The organism is Caldicoprobacter faecalis (genome assembly GCF_900115765.1).
In the GTDB taxonomy this organism is placed as follows: domain Bacteria; phylum Bacillota; class Clostridia; order Caldicoprobacterales; family Caldicoprobacteraceae; genus Caldicoprobacter; species Caldicoprobacter oshimai.
The window spans coordinates 24,523-45,792 of record NZ_FOXR01000013.1 but is presented as its reverse complement, the minus strand read 5'-3'; the positions used below and the strand labels follow the sequence as shown (position 1 = coordinate 45,792).

Sequence of the window (21,270 nt, the reverse complement as noted above, 5' to 3'; positions counted from 1 at the left end):
GGGCTCAAAATGCCTTCAAAGGTCATGAATTCTAAGAGGAGTCTATAAAAGATGCGAAATTTCTGACTTGCCGGAATAATACTTGACATAATGGAGAATATCATAGTATAGTATTTGTAAACTCGTAAACGCGATGAAGGGAAGAGTAGGCAGGCAGACCCGCCTTCAGAGAGCCGGGGCAGGTGAAAGCCGGTGGCGGAGTTTCCTGTTGAACATGGCCCTGGAGCGGAGCGGCTGAAGTGGCGAGTAGGCCGTTACGGGAGGTCCCGTTATAGACGCAGGTGATGATGGTCACCGGCAGAGTTTTTCGCCGCGAGGCGAAAAAGAAGTAGGGTGGTACCGCGAAGGATACCCCTCGCCCCTATGTTGGAGCGAGGGGTTTTTTGCATTAAAGCTTTTCAAGCGCCAAATTTATCGCGCTGTAAACAGGGGAAAAAGCTGTGCGTTTTTAATGCTGTATAGGTTTTGTAGGTTTTAAGGGTGGCTAAAGGTTATGGCGTTGTGTTTTTGACCGGGACCTAAGAGCATGGTGAAAAGTTAGGCAAAATGCAGCTAACAACAATAAAAAAGGAGGGTTAAATATGGCCGATAAAAAGACATTCTACATTACCACTCCCATATATTATCCTAGCGATAAGCTTCACATTGGGCATGCCTATACTACTGTGGCGGCTGATGCCATGGCGCGATTTAAGAGGCTTACCGGTTACGACGTCATGTTTTTGACCGGGACCGATGAGCACGGCCAAAAGATAGAGCGGCTGGCCAGGGAAAAGGGAGTGACCCCTAAGGAATATGTGGATAACATCGTGGCCGGCATCAAAGAGCTGTGGAAGCTGATGGATATATCCTATGACGATTTCATCCGTACCTCTGAAGAGCGCCATGAGAAGGTGGTGCAAAAGATATTCAAAAAGCTGTATGACCAGGGGGACATATACAAGGGCGAATATCAGGGATGGTACTGCACTCCCTGCGAGTCGTTCTGGACCGAGCGGCAACTGGTGGACGGGAAATGCCCCGATTGCGGCAGAAACGTGGAGCTGGTGAAGGAAGAGGCCTATTTCTTTAAACTGTCCAAGTACCAGCAGCAGCTAATAGAGTATATTGAGGCCCATGATGAGTTTATACAGCCGCCCTCGCGCAAGAACGAGATGCTCAACAATTTCCTGAGGCCTGGACTGGAAGACCTGTGCGTTTCCCGCACTTCGTTTAGATGGGGTATTCCTGTGCCGTTTGATGACAAACATGTGATATATGTGTGGATCGATGCCCTTTCCAACTATCTTACGGCTTTGGGATACATGACCGAAAACGACGAGAAATACAGGAAGTACTGGCCGGCTGACGTGCACTTGGTGGGCAAGGAGATCGTAAGGTTCCACACCATCATATGGCCCATAATGCTGATGGCGCTAGGCGAGCCCCTGCCCAAGCAGGTGTTTGGCCATGGCTGGCTGGTGCTGGAAGGTGGCAAAATGTCGAAGTCCAAGGGCAATGTGGTTGACCCGGTGATACTGGTTGAGCGCTATGGAGTGGACGCAGTACGCTATTTCCTTCTGAGAGAGGTGCCCTTTGGTGCCGATGGGGTCTTTTCCAATGAGGCTTTGATCAACAGGATAAATTCGGACCTGGTAAATGATTTGGGTAACCTGGTCAACCGGACAATAGCCATGGTTGAAAAGTATTTTGATGGTTTGATCCCAGAGCCGGGAGAGCTTGACGATGTCGATACCGAGCTGAGGCAGTTGGCCCTTTCTACTCCCTCCAGGGTGGAGGAATTGATGAATAGGTTCGAATACAGCAACGCTCTGGCCGAGATATGGAAGCTGATCGGCAGGGCCAACAAGTATATTGATGAGACTACTCCGTGGATTTTAGCAAAAGACCCAAGCAAGCGCGGTCGACTGGGTACGGTGCTTTATAACTTGTCTGAGTGCTTGCGCATGATATCGGTATTGATCAGCCCCTTCATGACCAGAACGCCCGAGAAAATTCGCCAACAGCTGGGCGTAAAGGATGAAAGCCTCATCACCTGGGATAGCCTGGCCGAGTTTGGGAAGCTGCCGCCGGGGACCAGGGTACAGCGCGGCGAGGTCATATTCCCACGGTTGGATATGGAGAAGGAGCTTAAAGAGCTGGAAGAGATACAGCAAAAGATGAAGCAAGCAAGCCAGAGCGAGAGCGCAAATTGCCCTGCTGGCCAAGAGGCGGTGCAGACTGCAGGCGACGCTGCACATCAGGGGCGACAAGAGAGTTCGGAAGAGAAAGAACAGGCAGACAGCCAGATCACCATTGAGGACTTTGCGAAGCTGGACCTTAGGGTGGCCAAGGTTATAAGCGCTGAGCGCGTGGAGAAGAGCAACAAGCTGCTCAAGCTGACGCTGGAGGTAGGAAAGGAGAGGCGCCAGGTTGTATCGGGGATCGCCAAATACTACACGCCCGAGCAACTGGTGGGCAGGGCAGTTATACTGGTGGCCAACTTAAAGCCTGCCAAGCTCATGGGGATAGTATCCGAAGGCATGATACTGGCTGCCACCGATGATAAAGGGAATTTGGCCCTGTTAACGGTGGATCAGGACATCGCCAGCGGCTCCAAAATAAGCTAAAAAAGAGGATTGAGGGGATGGAGATGTTGTTTGATACCCATGCACATCTGGAGGATGAAAGATTTGATGAGGACAGGAAACAGCTGATTGAAGAATTGCCTGAAAAGGGTGTGGCCTACGTTGTAAATGTAGGCTCCACCCTTGAAACCTCTCGTATGTCGGTGGAGCTGGCAGCGCGATATCCTTTCATATACGCTGCTGTGGGGGTCCATCCCCATGAGGTGTCGCAGATGGGCAGCGAAGATTTGGACGCTCTTGAAACCATCGCTAAAAGCGATAAGGTTGTGGCAATTGGCGAGATCGGCTTGGACTATTATTACGATTTTTCGCCCAGGGAGCTGCAGAAGGAGTGGTTCGCCCGGCAAATAGACCTGGCATATAGCCTGGGAATGCCTATAATCATACACGACAGGGATGCCCACGCCGATGTGCTGGACATACTTAAAGCCAAAAGGGATAGGATATTGGGCGGGGTAATGCATTGCTATTCAGGCAGCTGGGAGATGGCAAAGGATTTCATGGACCTTGGATTTTATATTTCTTTAGGTGGCCCTGTCACTTTTGAAAATGCCAAACGGCCGGTGGAGGTAGCCCAAAAAATTCCTCTGGACAGGCTGGTCATTGAAACCGACAGCCCGTATCTGGCGCCTACACCTCATCGGGGCAAGCGCAACAATCCAGCATATGTGAGGCTGGTGGCCGAAAAGATCGCGGAAATCCGAGGAATGTCCTTTGAGGAAATCGCTGAGGCTACCTTGAATAATGCAAAAAAGCTATTTAAAATTGAGTAACTGTGTTTAAAAATTAAAGATGGTAAGTAAGGCTGATGAAAAAGGAGATGGGGAAATGGATACCTATGTTTATAGGCTAGGGGATGCTTTATACATCAATTTGACTAATCGGTGTACCAACTGCTGTGATTTCTGCATACGTAATACCTATGAGGGTGTGGGAGAGTATAACCTGTGGCTGGACAAGGAGCCCACTGTCCAAGAGGTGCTGCAACAGATAGGGGATCCCACTCGGTACAGCGAAATAGTGTTCTGTGGGTTTGGGGAGCCCATGATGAGGCTTGAGGAGCTCATAGAGATTGCAAGGGAAGTAAAGAAAAAGGGGGGCAGGGTGAGGGTCAACACCAACGGCCAAGCCAACCTCTATCATGGTAGGAACGTGGTGCCATTGCTCGAAGGATTGGTGGATGTAATATCCATAAGCCTCAATGCGCCCACTGCTGAACAGTATGACGCCATATGCCATTCGGGCTATGGAAAGCAAGCCTTTGAAGGCGTTCTGCAGTTTGCCAGGGAGTGCGTGAAGGTCATCCCAACAGTGGTGCTTTCGGTGGTAGATGTGCTATCTCCTGAAGATATTGAAAGGTGTCGTGCAATTGCCGAGGATATAGGAGCTCAGCTTAAGGTACGCCAAATGATAAAATGAGGAGGATGCTCACCGGTAATATTCGGCGAACATCCTCCTGGCTATGTCCAGCTTTATATCCCCTTCACCTGCTGGCACCTCCAGTGCTACGCATACCAGAAGGGGTCTTTCAGCATTTAAGGTAAATCCGATAAACCACGCTATCTCTTCTTTTTTGTCTCCAACCTGGGCGGTCCCGGTTTTGCCAGCGATGGTAAGTCCAGGGATTTTTACTTTATGGGCCGTCCCTGTTGGGTCCTCCACTGTGTCCACCAGTATGGGCAGGAGGGTCTCCACGTGCTGCTTGGGTATCACGTCCTCCAGCCATGGCTTGGGCTGTAGGGATTCCACGGTTTGGCCGGATGCGGTGCGGATTTCCTTTATAAGCTGTGGAAGCATCATATCGCCGCCGTTATAAAAAGCGGTGTACATCGCGGCCATCTGCAAGGGAGTTACCAGCATTTCGCCCTGTCCATAGCTGGTGTTTGCAAGCAAAGGATCGCTCCACTGGGTTGTATCGTTTTTCACCTGGGAGCTTTTGACCGGCAGGATGAAGGGGAGAGATGTGCCCAGCCCGTATCGGTTAGCAAAGGCTTCGAAGTCTTTATAGCCTATTTTTAAGCCGGTCCATGCGAAGAATATGTTGTCGGACCACACGATGGCATTGCGCAGGTTTACCTCCCCTGGCGGATGGGGTACCCGCCTGATTGGCGGGGCCGTCCAGTTGGGGGATGGAACCCATTCTTCTTTTTGAGCTTCGGGCACTACGGTCTGGGGTGTGATTATCCCCCCCTCTAGGGCCATGGCTGCCGTGAAGGGTTTAAATACAGATCCTGGAGGATATAGGCTTTGTACGCACCTGTTTATAAGCGGATGGTTGGGGTCCTGGGATATGGTCTTCCACGAGGAGGGAGACACCCCCACGGGGAATATGTTGGGGTCAAAGGACGGCTGGCTCACCAGGGCCAGTACCTCGCCAGTGGCGGGGTTTAGGGCTACAACGCTGCCCTTATGGCCTTTTAATGCCTCGTATGCGGTTTTTTGAAGGTCAGGGTCGATGGTCAGCATAACGTCGTTGCCGTTCTGAGGTTCCACTTTTGCTATCACGTTTTTTTGTTTTCCTTCTTTGTCCTCTATGTAGAGCGTATAGCCTCTACGGCCCCTTAGCTTTTCTTCCAGCGCTGCTTCGACCCCCTGCCGTCCAATCAAGTCTTCTGCCTCATACCCCTCAGGTGACTTTTCCTTCAACTCTTCCTGATTGATCTGCTGTACATACCCCGTTACATGGGCGAATGCCTGCTCCATGGGATACTGGCGCGTGGTATGGCTTTTGCTGGAAAGCATAACCCCTTTTACATTGAGGAGCTGATTTTTGCAATCCTCGGAGATATTAAATGGAAGATTTTTGATGGGTACGAATAGGTCAGGGTTGTCCTTTACCCATTTTTGGTTGAGTATGTTGCGTATAGCGCTTTCATCCATTTCTATAAGGGGTGCCAAGGCCTTTACAAAGCCATCGATATCGGGGATGGCCGACGGTTTGGCTCCTACCGTATAAACTGGTCCATCAACTGCCAGCTGGTTACCCTCCCTGTCGGTGATCACCCCTCTTTTGGCGCTGTGCTGAGTGATCCTTACCTTGTCTCCTTCATGCATGATGGGAAATATGAGGGAGGGAGACCAGGCGATCTTCCACTGCTTATCCTCCAGCACCAACGGGAGGGTATACTCGTACTCGAAGGTTCCGACGGTACCGGTATGAAATGTCGCTCTAAAGGGAAGATAGGCCTTGTCGCCTTCGATTAGAATTTCCTCTGTGGTGATTTCTAGCTTATTTAATTTGATGGCAGAAAATATGTTAGTGTACCTGTTTACAAAGTCCTGTTGATTGATAGAGGATTGCGAATCCGACGATAGAAGTTCATACATGTCCTGATACCTGCCCTGCTTCCAGGCATCCAGGTAGGCGTTGGCAGGCTCTTCAGGATTGGGCTTGGAACAACTCGATACTGTCCAACACATGATTAAGCCTAGCGCTATTGCCATTAAAAATCTCTTCATGAGAGCGGTTCACCTCTTTAAGTTAATAATCCATTACTTTTGTATATTTTATCATATATTGTTCAAAGGTTCATCCATAAAATTTTCTTTGTCCATCACAATCAAGGGGTATAGAGTCCATATCCTATGGAATAATATAGAAATAGAATAAGGAAAATATGGTTAAAAATTTGGAGATGGCTTTACTTTTGGGGACCTTATGGCTACAGCAATGCACATGCCATAAATGTTACAAAATGTTGACAAAATATTAAAAAAGTATTACAATGTAGTAACAGCTTTTTTAGCTGTTTTTACTGCATGTGGCCCCCGTAAAGCCATTGACGAATGAAGGAGGGTGATTCATGGAACCTCAAATAGGCAGGGCAGGTGGGGCTTCAAAAAGCAAGTTTTTTTTGGCAGTGTTGGTTGCCCTGCTGGTATTAAGCGGAGCTTCGGCCGCAGCTGTCCATTATATAGACAGCGTAAGCTATGCAGTCACGTTGAGAGATGATGGCCGGGAGGTCGAAATAGTTACTCTAGAGAAAACGGTTGGCGATTTTTTGAAGAAATATGAAATTGAGCTGGGACCAGGAGACAGCATAAATCTCGATAGAGGATATAGGCTTCACGATGGTGTTGTCATTGAGATAACGCGTACCTTGCCTTTCTATGTTGTAGCTGATCAAAAGGAGAAAACGGTATACCTTCCTAAAGGCGCTACGGTAGCTGATGTACTCAACAAGGCTGGTGTTGCCTTAAGAGAAAAGGATGTGGTAAACTACAGGTTGGATGCCGGCGCCATTCCACGGGAAAAGATCATAGTGACCAGATACGACGAGGAGGTTATAATAGAAAAGGAACCCATTGCCTACAGCGTGATCGTTAAAAAAGATGACAATATGGACGAAGGGGTACAGAAGGTCGTTCAGGAGGGCAGAGAAGGAGAACTTCAAAGGAAGATACTGGTTACCTATCGAGATGGCCAGGAGATATCCAGGAAAGTGATAGAGGAAAAGGTGGCGGTACAGCCGGTAAATCGCATTGTGCATGTTGGAACGGTAAAGAAGAAGATAACCTCGCGTGGCGATGTTTTGCGCTATTCAACGGTAAAGACTTTTGAGGCTACAGCTTATACCCATACCGGCAGGCCTACTAAAACGGGCGTTATGCCAAAGGTGGGGTACATCGCAGTAGACCCCAGGATAATTCCGTTGTACAAAACGGTGTATATAGAGTTTCCCAGAGGATGGGAGCACTTAAACGGTTACTATAAGGCCATGGATATTGGAGGGGCTGTCAAGGGATACAGGATCGATATCTTTATGGAGAGTGAAAACCAGTGCTTGAGATTTGGCAGAAGGAGTGTTAAAGTATATTTTCCTAAATGATGATGTGTAAGGATATACAACCGCTTACTTCGCCAAGAGTCGTAAAGGAGCTTATGGCCCGATATGGGGTTAATTTTAAAAAGAGTTTGGGGCAGAACTTCCTGATTGACAGAAACATACTTATGAAGATAATACAGGCAGCTGAGCTTGACAGGCAAGATGTCGTGCTGGAGATTGGAGCAGGGATAGGGACTTTGACCAGGGAGCTGGCAAATGCTGCAAAGCTTGTAGTGGCAATTGAGATAGACAAGAGGCTATTTCCCATTCTCAATGAGACCTTGGCAGGCTGCTCCAATGTGGAACTGATCCAGGGGGATGTCCTTAAGCTGGACGTAAAGCAGCTGGTGCAGAAGTATTTTGGTCAGCGGCCCTTTAAGGTAGTGGGCAATCTGCCCTATTACATTACCACCCCGGTGTTGATGATGTTTTTGGAAAGCAACCTTCCTTTTGAGGCCATGGTGGTCATGGTGCAAAAGGAAGTGGCACAGAGAATGACGGCTGTAGCGGGCACAAAGGATTATGGAATGCTGTCCATTGCTGTTCAGTACTACACCTGCCCTGAAATAGTGGCTGTGGCGTCGGCCAACGTATTTATCCCTCCTCCCAAGGTGGATTCGGCCATTGTGCTGCTTAGAAAAAGGCCGAATCCTCCCGTGCATGTGCAAGACCCCACGGTATTTTTCAAAGTGGTAAAGGCAGCCTTCGGCCAGAGGCGCAAGACCGTGCTCAATGCCTTGACCGCTTTGGAGATGGAAGGCGTGGACAAACAGAAATTGCAGGACATGTTGAAAAAATGTAACATCGATCCCAAAATGAGGGGGGAGGATCTGGCAATACAGCAATACGCTGATATGGCCAACGCGCTGTGCCTGGAAAGCCAAAAAGGCCAATAGATGAGCGTGCGATAGGCGATGAAAAACCCCAATTCTGTTGAATTGGGGTTTCTTTTTTTGCTTTGCTTCATATATTTATTAGTAAAAAGGAAAAAGGAGGGAGAAGAATTGGCTAAAGGGTATTATCATCGTTCATTTGTTATTTTACAGCCCAGGGATACGAGATTCAATATTAAAGCTGAAAAGCCGGCTGCTGGTTACTGTAAAATTGAGGTGCGAAACGATAAATGTAAGATGTATTTTCACGTGCAGGATTTAAAGCCCCAAGGCGCTGATCAGGAAGGATATGACGTCTTTTTGGTGTCGGCACAGGAAGGGATTCCTCCCCAAAAGATTGCCAGCATCTATGTTGACCAACGGGGACGTGGAGAATGCACTGTGGAAATAAATGTGAACAATATTGGCGGTTCAGGTTATTCTCTTGACCAATTCCATGGACTAGCCGTTGTGCATAATGGCCACGATGATATCAGGTATCCGTTGGTGGGCTATGCCAACAAGCGGGTGGAACTGGATTGGGGGGGACGAATAAAAAGGGATATCGGGCAATTTTACAATAAAACAGTAAAGCCGACATTTGACGGCAGGAAGGAGCGCAGCGATGTGCAGCCGGTTGAAAGGGAAAAACGTGAGGTGGTCCAAAGCGAAATGCCATTTTCAATGGAAAATAAAAAGCAGAGAACTATACAGGATATAATTGCAGCGCTGGGACCTTTGCTGCAGAGCAAAAAACTGGAGGATGAAATAGGCGATAGAAAAATGCAGAGGGAACAGGAACAAACAAAAAAGGAACCAGAAGATGTTGACATGAAAGGTTTAGATGGTGATGCAGAGGAGTTGAAAGACGACGCAACGCTGGTGTATGAGGCAAAGAGGGATGAAGAGGCGGTGGAGGAACAGACCGATGACCGTGATAGCGCGTCTGAAGCGCTTCAAGAAGTGCTTGAGGCGAAGGGCGATGAAGTTGCTCAGGTCGGAGCTGATGGTGAAACGGCTATCCCGCTGGAAAATATATCTCAAGGGGCCGAGGTGGATGAAGAATACAAAACCGAGAAAGCTGCAGCGGAAGAGATACTATTTGAAGAGGAGCAAGCTCAAAGGCAGATTGATGAGGTTGAGCAGAAACCTCTTGAGAGAGAAAGCGTTATTCAATGGCATAAATCGGACTTAGTTGACAAACAAACCTACTGGGAGAAGACCAAGGAATATTATACCAGGTTGTTTGAAACCCATAGAAGGGTTTATCCATTTATGGTGGAGATGGGAGAGGTCCAATGGATTGAGGTGCCATACGTGGATGATTACGGCCAGTATGCCTACATAGGAGCCCAGCATATGGACAGTGTCTATTATTATGACCATTACATCGTGGGGCTTGTAAAGGAGAACGGCAAAGTTCGTTATGTGGCATATGGAATTCCTGGACCATACGGTACCATGCCATCCATGTTTATGCAGGGATTTTCCAGATGGGTGCCATCAAGGTACGGTTATGGGATAGGCTACTGGCTGCTGTATGTCGACGCTTACACAGGAGAAATTGCATATCCTTATTGAGCTAACCTGTTGTAAATATATACTGTTGCCTCTCGTATCACGTGCGAGAAATTGCATATCCTTGTTGTTTAAACTGAGGTGTAAAGACGGAAAGGACAGCGCTATATTTGGCGTTTTGTCCTTTTTCTTGTGTAAAAATATTGTTAACACCTCCTTCCAAATTCCAAAGAAATATGGTAAAATAAAAGAGTGTTTTACAAATTATACTAATTATGGGAAATTTCGATTTAAAATAACAAAATTCGTGCAGATCTAACATCAAAAATACTGTTTTAAGGAGTGAAGGTGGGAAATGGGATCGAAAATCAAGGTTGTCATATTGGATGATAATGTGGGTATAAGGGGGATATTAAAAGAGTACATCGACATGCAAGACGATATGGAAGTGGTTGGAGTAGCCTGCGATGGAGTGACAGGCCTGGAGGTCATAAAGGCGGTCTGCCCTGATGTAGTCATCATGGATATGATCATGCCCCAGCTGGATGGCTTAGGAGTGCTTGAGCATCTTAGTACAGCTGGCCTGCAATCGTTTCCTTCGGTGATATGCCTGTCGGCAGTAGGGCAGGAGGACTTGATTAGAAGGGCCATAGAATTGGGCGCTAAATATTATATGGTAAAGCCGTTTGATTTAGGAATGATGGTAAAGAGGATAAGGGAAGTCATGCGTAAAGTCGAACCGGCCAAGGCAAATGTAGCCAGTGCTGGAAAAAGCGAAAACCTTGAAGAAAGAATTTCAAACATATTCTTGACCATTGGAATCCCTGCTCACATCAAAGGTTATCACTTCTTGAGAGAAGCCATCAAGATGGTGGTGGAGAATTCCGAACTCATAAACCACATTACCAAGGAGCTTTATCCCGGCATTGCTAAAAAGTTTAATACTACTCCCAGCAAGGTTGAACGGGCTATTCGCCACGCCATCGATGTGGCTTGGAGCCGTGGCAAGGTGGAGAACATCAACAAACTGTTCGGGTATGTCGTATATAGCAAGAACGAGAAGCCTACCAATGGGGAATTCATTGCTCTGGTTGCGGATAAGCTGAGCATGGAGCGGTCAGCCTAGCTGTTGAGCGCTTAATAAATGTTGACAGCGCCTTCCTATCATTCCTATCATAATATGATAGTACAAGGATATAATAGATACACGACGTGGAAAGTATTTATGGTAGGAAGGATGGGTTATAAATGGATGTGTCGAAATATCAGCAAAAGGCTGAGCTTTTGAAGACGCTGGGACACCCTGTAAGGTTGTGTATTGTACACGGCCTTATGCACAATGCTTGCAATGTATCTGGAATTCAGCAGTGTTTAAAGCTTCCCCAGTCCACAATTTCCCAGCACTTAGGGATATTGAAGTCCAGAGGTATCATTAAGGGAGAACGGAGAGGTGTGGAGGTAAAGTATTCAGTAATCCACGGTGATGCCATTAAGGTGGTTAAGGTTCTGTTGGATGAAGAGGACCTTTTTTCTACAGGGGTAAAGGAGGAATAGTTTATGGGTAAGAAAAGGCTGGTTGTGATTGGGGACGAACTTGACGGTATAAGGGCAGCCGCTAGAGCTGTTCGGGAAAATCCGGAGATAGAGGCAAAGGTTTTGATTTCGAGTGAACATCTTTCGTTTAACTGCTATATACTTTCTTACTTCATTCAAAACTCCGATGAGGACATTTTTTCTTTCATGGACGGCATTATAGAAACCTTTAAAGCGCAGTATGGGATTGATATTTTAACGCATCTCAAAGTAACGGACATCCTCCCTCTTGAAAAAAAAGTGGTGTTTGAAGACTTAAAAAAGGGCCATAGCTCTGCAGTAGAATACGATAAGCTGATCATTGCTACAGGAGCTGTGCCGGTTGTGCCGGAAGTGGAGGGCATCAATCTGGGCAATGTTCTGTTTCTCAGGTCTCTGGATGATGTAATGGCTATTCGAGAGGGAATAGAAGCCGGGCGAATAAAGAAGGCCGTTGTGGTAGGAGCCAACATGGTGGGGGTGTACACAGCTGAAAGCCTGTGGAAGCGAGGCGTTAAGGTTACCCTTGTGGAAAGAGGGCCACAGATACTTCCTGAATTGGATATGGAAATGGCTGAGCTGGTCAGAAGGCAGATGGAACACAAAGGCGTTGAAGTGCTGGTGGGAGAGAAAGTCTTGTCCTTAATAGGCAATGCAAAGGGGGATGTGGTTGAGGTCCATACCCCTGAGCGCATCCTTCCTGCCGACCTAGTCATATGGCTGGAGGACATGAAGCCCAATGTGGAGGTGGCGAAAAAAGCGGGCATTATAATCGGGGACAGCGGCGCAATCGAGGTGGACCAGTACATGGAGACCAATGTACCCGGGATATATGCCTTGGGCAGCTGTGCCCAGAGAATTCACCAGATAACCGGTAAGCCTGTATGGCTTTACAGGCAGGCGGTTGATGATGTGGCGCTCCAGGCAGTCAGCGAAAACATAGCCTTCGAAAACGGTCGCGTGTTGGAGAAAGGCGTGCTGGGCACTATGAGTATACAGGCATTTGACCTTGGGATAGCCAGAACGGGCCTTTCTTTAGCACAAGCCAGGGAAGAAGGCTATGAGGTGGAGACAGCCATCGTTTCGGTCTACGATGACAGGTATGCGTGCGGTGGTAGTTACAGAGAAAATGTGATTAAGCTCATGGTTGATAGGTCAAATGGTAAGATACTGGGAGTGCAGTGCGTGGGAGGAGTTTTGTCGGATAAATTGGTCGATACAGTGGCCGCGGTTATAAGCATGGGAGGTACGGCCAGGGACTTGGCCATGCTGGATGTTGCGCGCCATTTTTCGTATTTCATGAACCTGCATCCCATTCCGCTTGTGGCCCATGTGATGGTTAATAAGCTGGAAGGCAAGTTGAAGGGTATTTCGCCCTTTGAGTTAAATGACCTTATGCAGGATGGAGAAGTCATTCTGTTGGATGTTCGCACTGAATCCGAGTTCAAGATGGGGACGTTGCCGGGGGCCATAAATATACCCCTGGAGGAATTGGAAGCTCGGAAGGATGAACTAGATAGGCAGCGCAGTATAGTGTTGATAAGCGAGAGGGGTCGTAGGGCTTATCTTGCCTTTGTTAAGCTTAAGCAGCTGGGCTTTGAACGTTTAAGAGTGCTGGATGGCGGGTTGCTCATATATCCTTTTGCATGAGGTGTGGATATGTGATGTGGGTTTTGTGGAAAAGTAGGGTATATATCCACAGTTGAAAAGGCTATAAAATGAAGGCCTGGGGATAATTTTGTGGATATTGTGGATAACTTTATGAACAAATTGTAGATAACTAGTTGAGGAAATATCTTGATTTTAATATAGGTTTATATTAATTTATTTAAGAGAATTTTCTTAAAAGGTGATGAATAAAAAATAGATGCAAACCGTAAAATTGTATTTAATTGATTCAAAGGCTTAAAAGGGTAAATTCTGTTTTCGGAGGGATATAAGGGGATGGCTTATAAGAAATGCCCGCGTTGCAATTTGAACTATATTAAAGACACCGAATCTTTATGCAAAGTTTGCCTGGAGGAGGTTGGGAAATCTTTAAACGATACCGATAGGGAAGAGGAATACGATATATGTCCAGAGTGTGGTGAAAACATCATTGAGCCGGGGGAAGAGATGTGTTATCAGTGCGCCATGGAACACATGAAGGAGGCTGAGGAAGACCGCATTGAGAGTGAAGGTTGGGACGATTTCCTGTTGACAGATGAGGAAGACTTGGAGATATTTGACGAGGATATCGACAACGATTTGAGTCCATTAGAGGATTTGGAGGATCTAGCCGAGCCAGAGGAGCTGGAACCACTGGAGGATTTGGAGATCGACGAGGAATTTGACGAAGAGTTTGAGGATGAGGATGAAGAAGAGGAATCGGAATGATTGATATCATATTATAATAAAGTACTGATATGCGCTCATGCTGTTTTTGACAGCATGGGCGTTTTTATTTTTTTATAAAAAAGGTAAGGGACGCCACATAATTGGCATCCCTTACCCTGTGATTGGTGTAAGCTGGAGAAAGGGAACATGATTATTTTTTATTTTTAAATATATTTTATGCCATTTGTGGCAAAAATAATCCTGAATGGAAATTTTGTTTAAAGGTGATGCCTTATGATTGACGCACAAGCTTTGATGAGGGTTCGAAAGGCAGTAGAGTCCAATATAGGTGAAAGGGTCAAACTAAAGGCAAACAGAGGAAGGAAGAAGAGCTTTATTAAAGAAGGGGTTATCCATGAGGTTTACCCCAGCATTTTTACAGTACGCGTCAACATAGACGACAGGTTTGTCCAAACGCTTTCCTTTACATATTTCGATATACTCACTTCCAATGTAGAAGTGGTGATATGCAAAAATAATGAAAGGATTTAAACATATTTTTCGACGGTCACCTATATTTATTATAATAGGTATCTTTATGGGACAAAAGCATGGGGAGGAGGAGTGAAGGTGACCGTCGAATACATAAAGGATGTCTTGAAAGTGGACCAAACGGTGGGGCAAGAGCTGTCGCAGGCGCTGGTAGAGGGGGATGTCGTCGTTCCAGAGGCTAAACCCGATATCGCCAGGGTATTGGATGTTGACGGTACGGCGGTTGTAAACAGCAAAGAAGTAATTCAGGACAGGGTAATGGTTGAGGGAGTAGTGCGCTGCACTGTCCTGTATGTTGGCCAAAGCGATTCTAAAATTATAGAGAATCTGGAGACAGAGCTAGGCTTTACGCATTATCTTGATATGCCGGGTGCTAAGCCCAACATGTTATCCACATTGAAATGTCAGGTTGAGCACGTTGAGTATGAAATCATAAACAGCAGGAAACTTAACATAAAAACGGTGGTCAATCTACAGAGCAGGGTCAACGATGTCCTTCAGCTGGAGGTCATTCAGAATTTTAAGGATATGCCCAATGCCCAGCTGCTGAAGGACGAGGTAGCGGTGTCACGCAGCCAGGGGCAGGGCAGTTCGCAAGCCATTGTCAGGGAGGACCTGGAGCTGGAGGAAGAAATGCCCTCTATACAGAAGATATTGAAGAAGAATGCTTCGGTAAAGGTGAATAGCAGGAAAGTCATGGATAACAGGGTGGTCATTGAGGGAGATATAAAGATTCAGCTTCTTTACTTGTGCGATGAGCCCAATGAGCCCCTTCAGCAAGTGAGCTACGATATGCCGTTTACCCATTCGGTGGACATTGTAGGGGCGTATCAGGGATTAGAGTGCGCCGCCGATGTATGGGTACAGGAGCTTTTCGTTGAACCGCGGGAAGATATCAATGGGGAGATGCGGGTGCTCAACGTAGAAGCGGTGATAGCAGCGGAAGCCCGGGTGTTTGAGACCGAAGAAAAGGAGCTGTTGATAGACGCCTATTGCCCAGGATTGTCCATTCAGCCTAAGAAAAGAAAGATAAAGTTAACCCAGGTAGTAGGTGAGGTACAGGACCAAGTGGTGGTCAAGGATAGCATAACCTTCCCAGCAGAGAACGTCCCCCAGGCCTCAAGGGTCCTGTACGCTGAAGCCAAGCCTATCATCACCGATCAGCATATAAGCGACGGCAAGGTGGTCATTGAGGGAGTCCTGGTGACCAAGGTGATCTATCAATCTACCGATCCGTCCTATGGGCCGGCCAGCATAAAGGAGGATATCCCTTTCAGGCAAAGCGTGGAGGTTGAGGGAGCGCTGGAAGACATGGAGTGCCAGAGCCAGCTGGTGGTTGACCATGTAAATTGTACCTTAGTCGCTCCTGACGAAGTTGAGTTTCGTGCTGTGATGATGGCCGAAGTAAGCGTGTTCACCAGCGTGGAAAAGGAAATATTTCTTGATGTCGAGGTCGAGGAGCTGAAACAGGGAGAAGACTCTGGAATGTTTATCTATTTTGTTCAACCGGGCGACAGCCTGTGGTCGATAGCCAAAAAGTACAACACCACCATCGCCAGCATTTTGAAGTATAACGCGATAGACGAGTCACAGATATTGACCCCTGGAGACAAGCTGCTGATCTATAAGAAGCTTGAGGTTTCGCTGTGAAATTCAAAGGGGGTTGAAGCCTTTGCGTGTTCGCAGCCCCTAATTTAAATTTATGTATTCTGGGGCATCGGAACACGCTTTTGTTTTTATGGCTTGCTGGATTGTATTTGTGGCGATACGTTTACCGGTTCATCGGGTCTGTCAAATGGATGAAGACATTGGCAAACTGGCATGTGGTAATGTATAATTAGTAAAGCATTACCTTTTATAAATACTGTAAAGCAAGGGTTGAGAATGGGATGAGAAGGATTGCTTTAAAGGCTTACGCCAAGATCAACTGGGCGCTGGATGTGATAGGAAAGCGCTCCGATGGCTATCACGATGTAGAGATGGTCATGCAGTCGATAGATTTATGCGATATCGTCGTCCTTATGGAAAAGGATAATAGAGTAAGCATCAGATGCGATATGGACGGCATCCCTGTAGATGAAGCAAATACGGCTTACAGGGCGGCTGCTTTGATTAAAGAAAGGTTTGGCATTGCAAAGGGGGTTGAGATTGAGCTGCACAAGAATATCCCTGTGGCGGCGGGTATGGCTGGAGGAAGCGCTGATGCCGCTGCTGTGCTGGTGGGGCTTAACAGGATGTGGGGCCTCAATCTTCATGAGAAAGACCTTATGGCCCTGTCCGGCATTATAGGGAGCGACGTACCGTTTTGCGTTGTTGGGGGCACTGCCCTGGCCCGAGGCAGAGGAGAGGAGATAACGGCGCTTCCTCCGGCTGAAGGCATGTGGCTGGTTCTGGTAACACCTGAGCAGCGCGTCCCCACGGCCGAGGTTTACGGCAGGCTGGATTTGAGCCAAGTGTCTGTAAGGCCGGATATAGCCGGCATGATGGATAGTTTACAGCACAGGGATTTTAAAGGCATTGCCCGAAACATGGTAAACGTTCTTGAGGGAGTAACCATTGAATTGTGCCCTCGGATAAATACGGTTAAGGACGATATTATGAGGCAAGGGGCTGTTGGGTGTTGTATGAGCGGAAGCGGTCCCACTGTATATGGTCTTTTTGAGGATGAGCATGCGGCGCGAAAGGCATATGCAGCGCTCAATCGGAAATATTCGCAGTGCTTTGTTGCTCAAACTGTGAGCTTGGGGGTACAGGTGGTGGAGGAGGTTTTTTAAGGCATGAATGCGGTAATATTGGCAGGGGATAACCAGGCCGACCTGGCCAGGATTAATGTAACCAATAAGGCATTGCTGAGCATTTGTGGTCGGCCCATGATAGAATATGTAGTTGATGCTTTGAGGTGCTCTTCTTCAGTGGACGGCATTTCTATCGTGGGGCCGGTTGACCCTTTAAAGGATTGCCTTGGAAGCAGAGTGGACTATTACTTTGAGGATACAGGTTCGTTCTTTGAAAATTTGGAGGCTGCCATGCAGCCCTTCAAAAACGATAAAAGGGTAATAATCGTCTCATCTGACATACCCTTGCTCACAAGCGAAGTGGTGGACGACTTTGTAAATAGGTGTATAACTACCGATGCTGACTTGTGTTATCCCATCGTTGAGAAGAGTTTAAATGAAAGCCTGTATCCCGGCTTTAAAAGGACTTACGTGCGGCTTAAAGAAGGTACCTTTACTGGAGGCAATATATTTTACATAAATCCCGCCATTTTTGAACGGTGCCGCGACTTTGCGGCTTTGCTCATTGAAAACCGTAAAACCCCATGGGAAATAGCCAGGATTTTGGGCCTTGACCTGTTGACCCTATTGACTTTAGGCAGGCTGTCGATATCAAAGGTGGAGCAGCGCTTTTTTGAGCTTCTGGGCATAAAGGCAGTGGCCATCATATCCCCCTTTCCGCAGCTGGCCAATGATGTGGACAAACCCAGCGATATCGAAATGGTGGAGAAATACCTGTCCAGATGATTAAAAAATTAAAAACTGTCAATACTTCTAATATCGGTCTAGAATAATGCGGCAGGTATTGGGGGTATTGGCAGTGAAGCACAAGCAAAGGGCGGTGTACTCATTTGTAATCTTTTTAATAGTCGCGTTGATAACAGTTGGCGTGTGCGCAAATGCTTCTCAAAAGCAGTATATACGTTTTCATGTGGTGGCAAACAGCGATTCTCCGGAAGATCAAGCTTTGAAGCTCAGAGTACGGGACAGATTGCTGGAGAGGTTTGGTAGGGAGTTTGCCAATATCGATTCGATAGAAACGGGAAGAGAGAAAATCAAGGACAGCATAGACGAGATAGAGAGGATTGCCTTTCTTGAAATAAAGCGGTCCGGCAAGTCATATCCTGTGCAGGTTCAGTTTGGGCGCTTTCCGTTTCCCACCAAGGCGTATGGCCATCTGGTTTTGCCGGCGGGGGAATATGAGGCTTTGAAGGTGGTCATAGGCAAGGGAGAAGGATCCAACTGGTGGTGCGTAATGTTTCCGCCGCTGTGCTTTATAGATATCTCCCACGGGGTGGCCAAACAGAAAGACGAGACAGCAACAAGGGGTGACAACGCTTCACAGACCGGTATAGCCATCGAGATTCAAAAGCCTGAACCTCAAGAGGAGAGGGTTGCCGAGGGGACGGAAGCCGTTGTGCTTGGAAAATCGGTTGATGAAGAGGACGAAGGCTATACAGGAAGTGGTAAGCCGAGATACGATGAATCTGCTGATAATACGGGGACAAGCAGTAGCATAACGGGCCATGCTGATGAGCAGGATGGTGTAAAGGGCCAGCAGCGCTCATCTGCTTCTTATAGTATGACCAGTGAATCTGAAGGTGCAGCAAAAATAGAATACAGGTGGAAAGTGGTGGAATGGATAAAGGTTTCAGGCGTTAAGATAAAGAGGTTGTTTTCTTTTTTAAGTTTCTGGGACCGGTAAAAGGGTGCGTATAGCACCCTTTTTTTGTTATAAAAAATTGTTATTGCAATTTAAGCCGATTTGTGTTGTAATAATTCTTTGTAAGCAAAAAGGATTTTTGCTTTTTGTTGATTTTCTCAAGGGGAAGGGGTAGAAAGCATGGAAAAGCTAGATCAGAACACAGCCCCTTTGTTTGAAGCTCTCAAGAAAAACGTCGAGGATGGAGTAATTCCATTTCACGTACCAGGGCACAAAAAGGGCAAAGGAGCTGGTGAGCTGGTAGAGTATTTAGGCGAAAAAGTGTTTCAAATAGACCTCAACGGAATGGAGGATTTGGATAATATATGTAATCCCATCAGTGTTATCAAACAGGCTGAAAAGCTTTTAGCTCAGCTATACGGCGCAGACGATTCGTTCTTTTTGGTAAACGGCACCACGCAAGGGGTACAGGCTATGATCCTCTATGCCTGCGGACCTGGTGATGAAATAATCATACCCCGAAACGCCCATAAGTCCGCCATCGGGGCCATGATACTGAGCGGTGCCATACCCGTATACGTTCAGCCGGAGATAAATTATGATTTGGGCATCGCCATGGGCATGTCTGTGGACAGCGTGAAGGAGGCCATAAAGAATCATCCCAGAGCCAAGGCGGTGTTTGTCATAAATCCAACGTATTATGGTGCGGTGTCCAACCTGAAGGAGATTTGCAGGATAGCCCATCAGAACAACATGTTGGTATTGGCAGACGAAGCTCATGGGGCGCATTTGCCGTTTAGTGATGAGCTGCCCATGTCTGCTATGGAAGCGGGAGCCGACATGAGCGCCGTCAGCCTCCACAAAACCGGCGGATCCATGACTCAAAGTTCGGCTTTGTTCATCCGTGAAAGCGATAAGGTAAGCAGCAACCGCGTAAAATCGGTGCTTAACCTGACACAAACAACCAGTGCTTCGTATGTTCTCATGGTTTCAATTGATATGGCGCGCAAGCAGCTGGCTTTGCGGGGAAGGGAACTGGTGAGTAAGGCGCTGGAACTGGCACGGTATGCTAGAGAAAAGATAAACGAGATTGAAGGGCTGTATGCCTTTGGTAAAGAGCTGGTGGGAAGTCCTGGTGTATACGACTTTGACGAGACCAAGCTCAGCATATACGTTCGGCAGCTGGGCATGTCCGGCTATGAAATGGAGAGCGTCCTTCGCAAGGAGTACAACATCCAGATCGAGCTTTCGGATTTTTACAATATAATGGCGATCATAACTTTTGGCGATGAAAAAGAAGATATAGACAGGCTCATTGAGGCTTTAAAGGACATTGCCAGGAAGAGGGGTGTAAAAAACAAGCCTAATTGCAATCTGGTGCCCTGCAAAACCGAGATGATTGTGAGACCGCGCGATGCTTTTTATAGCCCGAAGCGAAGCGTTAGGCTGGAGGAGGCTGTGGGCGAGATAAGCGGCGAGATGATAATGGCATATCCTCCCGGGATTCCAGTGATCTGTCCAGGGGAACGCATCACCCATGAGGTGGTGGAGTATGTTCAGGCTTTAAAGAAAGAAGAGACACAGCTTCAGGGCACAGAAGACCCGTTTATCAACTATATTAAGGTGCTAGATATATAAGCCTGATTATAGCGATACTACAAAGGAATATTTTGGTGGGTATATTCGGTTTTGGGTTAACAAAAAATATAACAGAAGCCATATGCTAGAAAGGGAGATGGTATGAGTCGTAAAAAAAGGCTTTCTGTTATAGCTGTTTTGTTAACCCTTTTTATTTGTGGCGCAATGCTCATAGATCATTGGAAAGGGCAAGATGCTGCCGTTGAAACCATACTGTACTGGGGATCTACTGGCAGCAAAGTGATGGAGGTTCAGAGGAAGCTCAAACAATGGGGTTATTATGATGGCCCTATCGATGGAGTTTACGGTCCCGAGACCTTTGAAGCGGTGAAGCTTTTTCAAAGAAAAAATGGTTTAAAAGTGGACGGAGTGGTGGGGCCGCAGACGGCGGCGGCCTTGGGCATTACCCTTACGGGCACTGCTACTACCTCTTACCAGGCTTCAAGGGCCGGTGGAACGCACAGCAGCGGGGATTTGTACTTGCTGGCCAGACTGGTACACGCCGAGGCCAGAGGCGAACCCTACATCGGAAAGGTAGCAGTGGCGGCAGTGGTGTTAAACCGCGTAAAACATCCTTCTTTTCCCAATACTATCGCAGGGGTAATATATCAGCCAGGTGCCTTTACGGCCGTTGCTGATGGCCAGATCAACCTGGCTCCCGATGAAGAATCGCTGCGTGCTGCCAGGGATGCTTTAAATGGCTGGGACCCCACTTACGGTGCGCTTTATTATTACAATCCGGCCAAGGCGACCAGCGGCTGGATATGGTCAAGGCCGGTGCACATCGTCATTGGTAATCACCGTTTTGCCAAATAGGCTGTGTGGTAACGCAAGCGATATTGTTGAATATTCATGTGTTCGGGGAGCAAAAGCATTACGGTTCAGGGGCATATCGGCCCTTTACAGGAGATA

The 21,270-nt window shown here is 47.3% G+C and carries 18 protein-coding genes and 1 other annotated feature; of the genes, 17 read left to right on the top strand and 1 reads right to left on the bottom strand.

What is annotated here, in order from left to right; translation table 11 throughout:
* The first annotated feature begins 124 nt into the window (after positions 1-124).
* Positions 125-366 (top strand) — a binding site (T-box leader).
* 215 nt (positions 367-581) lie between these two features.
* From metG to BM241_RS06665, 3 genes are read left to right on the top strand one after another with little or no spacing between them, the layout of a single operon-like run.
* Positions 582-2,609, top strand: coding sequence for a methionine--tRNA ligase (gene metG, locus BM241_RS06675; RefSeq protein WP_025748212.1), 2,028 nt, complete (start codon positions 582-584; stop codon positions 2,607-2,609).
* Positions 2,610-2,632: 23 nt separating this feature from the next.
* A complete protein-coding gene (locus BM241_RS06670) occupies positions 2,633-3,400 on the top strand; it encodes a TatD family hydrolase (RefSeq protein ID WP_025748211.1) in 768 nt (255 codons plus the stop codon).
* Between the two features lie 55 nt (positions 3,401-3,455).
* Positions 3,456-4,046 (top strand): TatD family nuclease-associated radical SAM protein, encoded by a 591-nt coding sequence (locus BM241_RS06665; RefSeq protein ID WP_025748210.1) that lies wholly within the window; start codon positions 3,456-3,458, stop codon positions 4,044-4,046.
* Positions 4,047-4,055: 9 nt separating this feature from the next.
* Here BM241_RS06665 and BM241_RS06660 read toward each other — a convergent pair whose 3' ends face one another.
* Complete coding sequence (locus BM241_RS06660; RefSeq protein ID WP_092282340.1) at positions 4,056-6,086, bottom strand: penicillin-binding transpeptidase domain-containing protein; 2,031 nt, start codon at positions 6,084-6,086, stop codon at positions 4,056-4,058.
* Between the two features lie 344 nt (positions 6,087-6,430).
* On the opposite strand from BM241_RS06660, the gene BM241_RS06655 reads away from it, so the two are divergent.
* The 14 genes from BM241_RS06655 to sleB all read left to right on the top strand — a co-directional run bounded on the left by BM241_RS06655 (position 6,431) and on the right by sleB (position 21,174).
* Positions 6,431-7,456 carry a 3D domain-containing protein gene (locus BM241_RS06655; RefSeq protein WP_025748208.1) on the top strand — a complete coding sequence of 342 codons (1,026 nt, stop codon included), beginning with the start codon at positions 6,431-6,433 and terminating at the stop codon, positions 7,454-7,456.
* The gene (gene rsmA / locus BM241_RS06650; RefSeq protein ID WP_278292351.1) at positions 7,453-8,349 is read left to right on the top strand and encodes a 16S rRNA (adenine(1518)-N(6)/adenine(1519)-N(6))-dimethyltransferase RsmA; all 897 of its coding nucleotides are present in this window, start codon (positions 7,453-7,455) and stop codon (positions 8,347-8,349) included. Before BM241_RS06655 ends, rsmA begins: the two co-directional genes overlap by 4 nt.
* A 108-nt stretch (positions 8,350-8,457) precedes the next feature.
* Complete coding sequence (locus BM241_RS06645) at positions 8,458-9,906, top strand: hypothetical protein (protein ID WP_143094064.1); 1,449 nt, start codon at positions 8,458-8,460, stop codon at positions 9,904-9,906.
* 292 nt (positions 9,907-10,198) lie between these two features.
* On the top strand, positions 10,199-10,969 hold the full coding sequence (gene spo0A, locus BM241_RS06640) for a sporulation transcription factor Spo0A (protein ID WP_025748205.1): 771 nt from the start codon (positions 10,199-10,201) through the stop codon (positions 10,967-10,969).
* A gap of 122 nt (positions 10,970-11,091) precedes the next feature.
* Positions 11,092-11,397, top strand: a complete 306-nt coding sequence (locus BM241_RS06635; protein ID WP_025748204.1) for an ArsR/SmtB family transcription factor — start codon at positions 11,092-11,094, stop codon at positions 11,395-11,397.
* 3 nt (positions 11,398-11,400) lie between these two features.
* Positions 11,401-13,065 carry an FAD-dependent oxidoreductase gene (locus BM241_RS06630; RefSeq protein WP_025748203.1) on the top strand — a complete coding sequence of 555 codons (1,665 nt, stop codon included), beginning with the start codon at positions 11,401-11,403 and terminating at the stop codon, positions 13,063-13,065.
* A 294-nt stretch (positions 13,066-13,359) separates the two neighbouring features.
* Entirely contained in the window at positions 13,360-13,791 is a 432-nt protein-coding gene (locus tag BM241_RS06625) for a hypothetical protein (protein WP_092282338.1), read from the top strand.
* Between the two features lie 234 nt (positions 13,792-14,025).
* Positions 14,026-14,283: a Veg family protein gene (locus tag BM241_RS06620; protein WP_025748201.1), complete on the top strand. Its 258-nt coding sequence runs from the start codon at positions 14,026-14,028 to the stop codon at positions 14,281-14,283.
* A 78-nt stretch (positions 14,284-14,361) separates the two neighbouring features.
* Positions 14,362-15,933: a DUF3794 and LysM peptidoglycan-binding domain-containing protein gene (locus BM241_RS06615; protein ID WP_143094063.1), complete on the top strand. Its 1,572-nt coding sequence runs from the start codon at positions 14,362-14,364 to the stop codon at positions 15,931-15,933.
* A gap of 239 nt (positions 15,934-16,172) precedes the next feature.
* A complete protein-coding gene (gene ispE / locus BM241_RS06610) occupies positions 16,173-17,057 on the top strand; it encodes a 4-(cytidine 5'-diphospho)-2-C-methyl-D-erythritol kinase (protein WP_092282336.1) in 885 nt (294 codons plus the stop codon).
* Between the two features lie 3 nt (positions 17,058-17,060).
* Complete coding sequence (locus tag BM241_RS06605; RefSeq protein ID WP_092282335.1) at positions 17,061-17,804, top strand: nucleotidyltransferase family protein; 744 nt, start codon at positions 17,061-17,063, stop codon at positions 17,802-17,804.
* 73 nt (positions 17,805-17,877) lie between these two features.
* Positions 17,878-18,762, top strand: a complete 885-nt coding sequence (gene spoIIR, locus BM241_RS06600; protein ID WP_025748197.1) for a stage II sporulation protein R — start codon at positions 17,878-17,880, stop codon at positions 18,760-18,762.
* Positions 18,763-18,900: 138 nt separating this feature from the next.
* Positions 18,901-20,358 (top strand): aminotransferase class I/II-fold pyridoxal phosphate-dependent enzyme, encoded by a 1,458-nt coding sequence (locus tag BM241_RS06595; protein ID WP_092282334.1) that lies wholly within the window; start codon positions 18,901-18,903, stop codon positions 20,356-20,358.
* Positions 20,359-20,523: 165 nt separating this feature from the next.
* Entirely contained in the window at positions 20,524-21,174 is a 651-nt protein-coding gene (gene sleB, locus BM241_RS06590; protein ID WP_084054734.1) for a spore cortex-lytic enzyme, read from the top strand.
* The last annotated feature ends 96 nt before the right edge of the window (positions 21,175-21,270 follow it).

Bases quoted from the DNA above. Each gene is read 5' to 3' on its own strand.
- BM241_RS06655 (WP_025748208.1), top strand. From the start codon at position 6,431: ATGGAACCTCAAATAGGCAGGGCAGGTGGGGCTTCAAAAAGCAAGTTT.
- BM241_RS06660 (WP_092282340.1), bottom strand. From the start codon at position 6,086: ATGAAGAGATTTTTAATGGCAATAGCGCTAGGCTTAATCATGTGTTGG.
- spo0A (WP_025748205.1), top strand. From the start codon at position 10,199: ATGGGATCGAAAATCAAGGTTGTCATATTGGATGATAATGTGGGTATA.
- BM241_RS06625 (WP_092282338.1), top strand. From the start codon at position 13,360: ATGGCTTATAAGAAATGCCCGCGTTGCAATTTGAACTATATTAAAGAC.
- rsmA (WP_278292351.1), top strand. From the start codon at position 7,453: ATGATGATGTGTAAGGATATACAACCGCTTACTTCGCCAAGAGTCGTA.
- BM241_RS06630 (WP_025748203.1), top strand. From the start codon at position 11,401: ATGGGTAAGAAAAGGCTGGTTGTGATTGGGGACGAACTTGACGGTATA.
- metG (WP_025748212.1), top strand. From the start codon at position 582: ATGGCCGATAAAAAGACATTCTACATTACCACTCCCATATATTATCCT.
- sleB (WP_084054734.1), top strand. From the start codon at position 20,524: ATGCTCATAGATCATTGGAAAGGGCAAGATGCTGCCGTTGAAACCATA.
- BM241_RS06635 (WP_025748204.1), top strand. From the start codon at position 11,092: ATGGATGTGTCGAAATATCAGCAAAAGGCTGAGCTTTTGAAGACGCTG.
- BM241_RS06605 (WP_092282335.1), top strand. From the start codon at position 17,061: ATGAATGCGGTAATATTGGCAGGGGATAACCAGGCCGACCTGGCCAGG.
- BM241_RS06665 (WP_025748210.1), top strand. From the start codon at position 3,456: ATGGATACCTATGTTTATAGGCTAGGGGATGCTTTATACATCAATTTG.
- BM241_RS06620 (WP_025748201.1), top strand. From the start codon at position 14,026: ATGATTGACGCACAAGCTTTGATGAGGGTTCGAAAGGCAGTAGAGTCC.
- BM241_RS06670 (WP_025748211.1), top strand. From the start codon at position 2,633: ATGTTGTTTGATACCCATGCACATCTGGAGGATGAAAGATTTGATGAG.
- BM241_RS06595 (WP_092282334.1), top strand. From the start codon at position 18,901: ATGGAAAAGCTAGATCAGAACACAGCCCCTTTGTTTGAAGCTCTCAAG.
- ispE (WP_092282336.1), top strand. From the start codon at position 16,173: ATGAGAAGGATTGCTTTAAAGGCTTACGCCAAGATCAACTGGGCGCTG.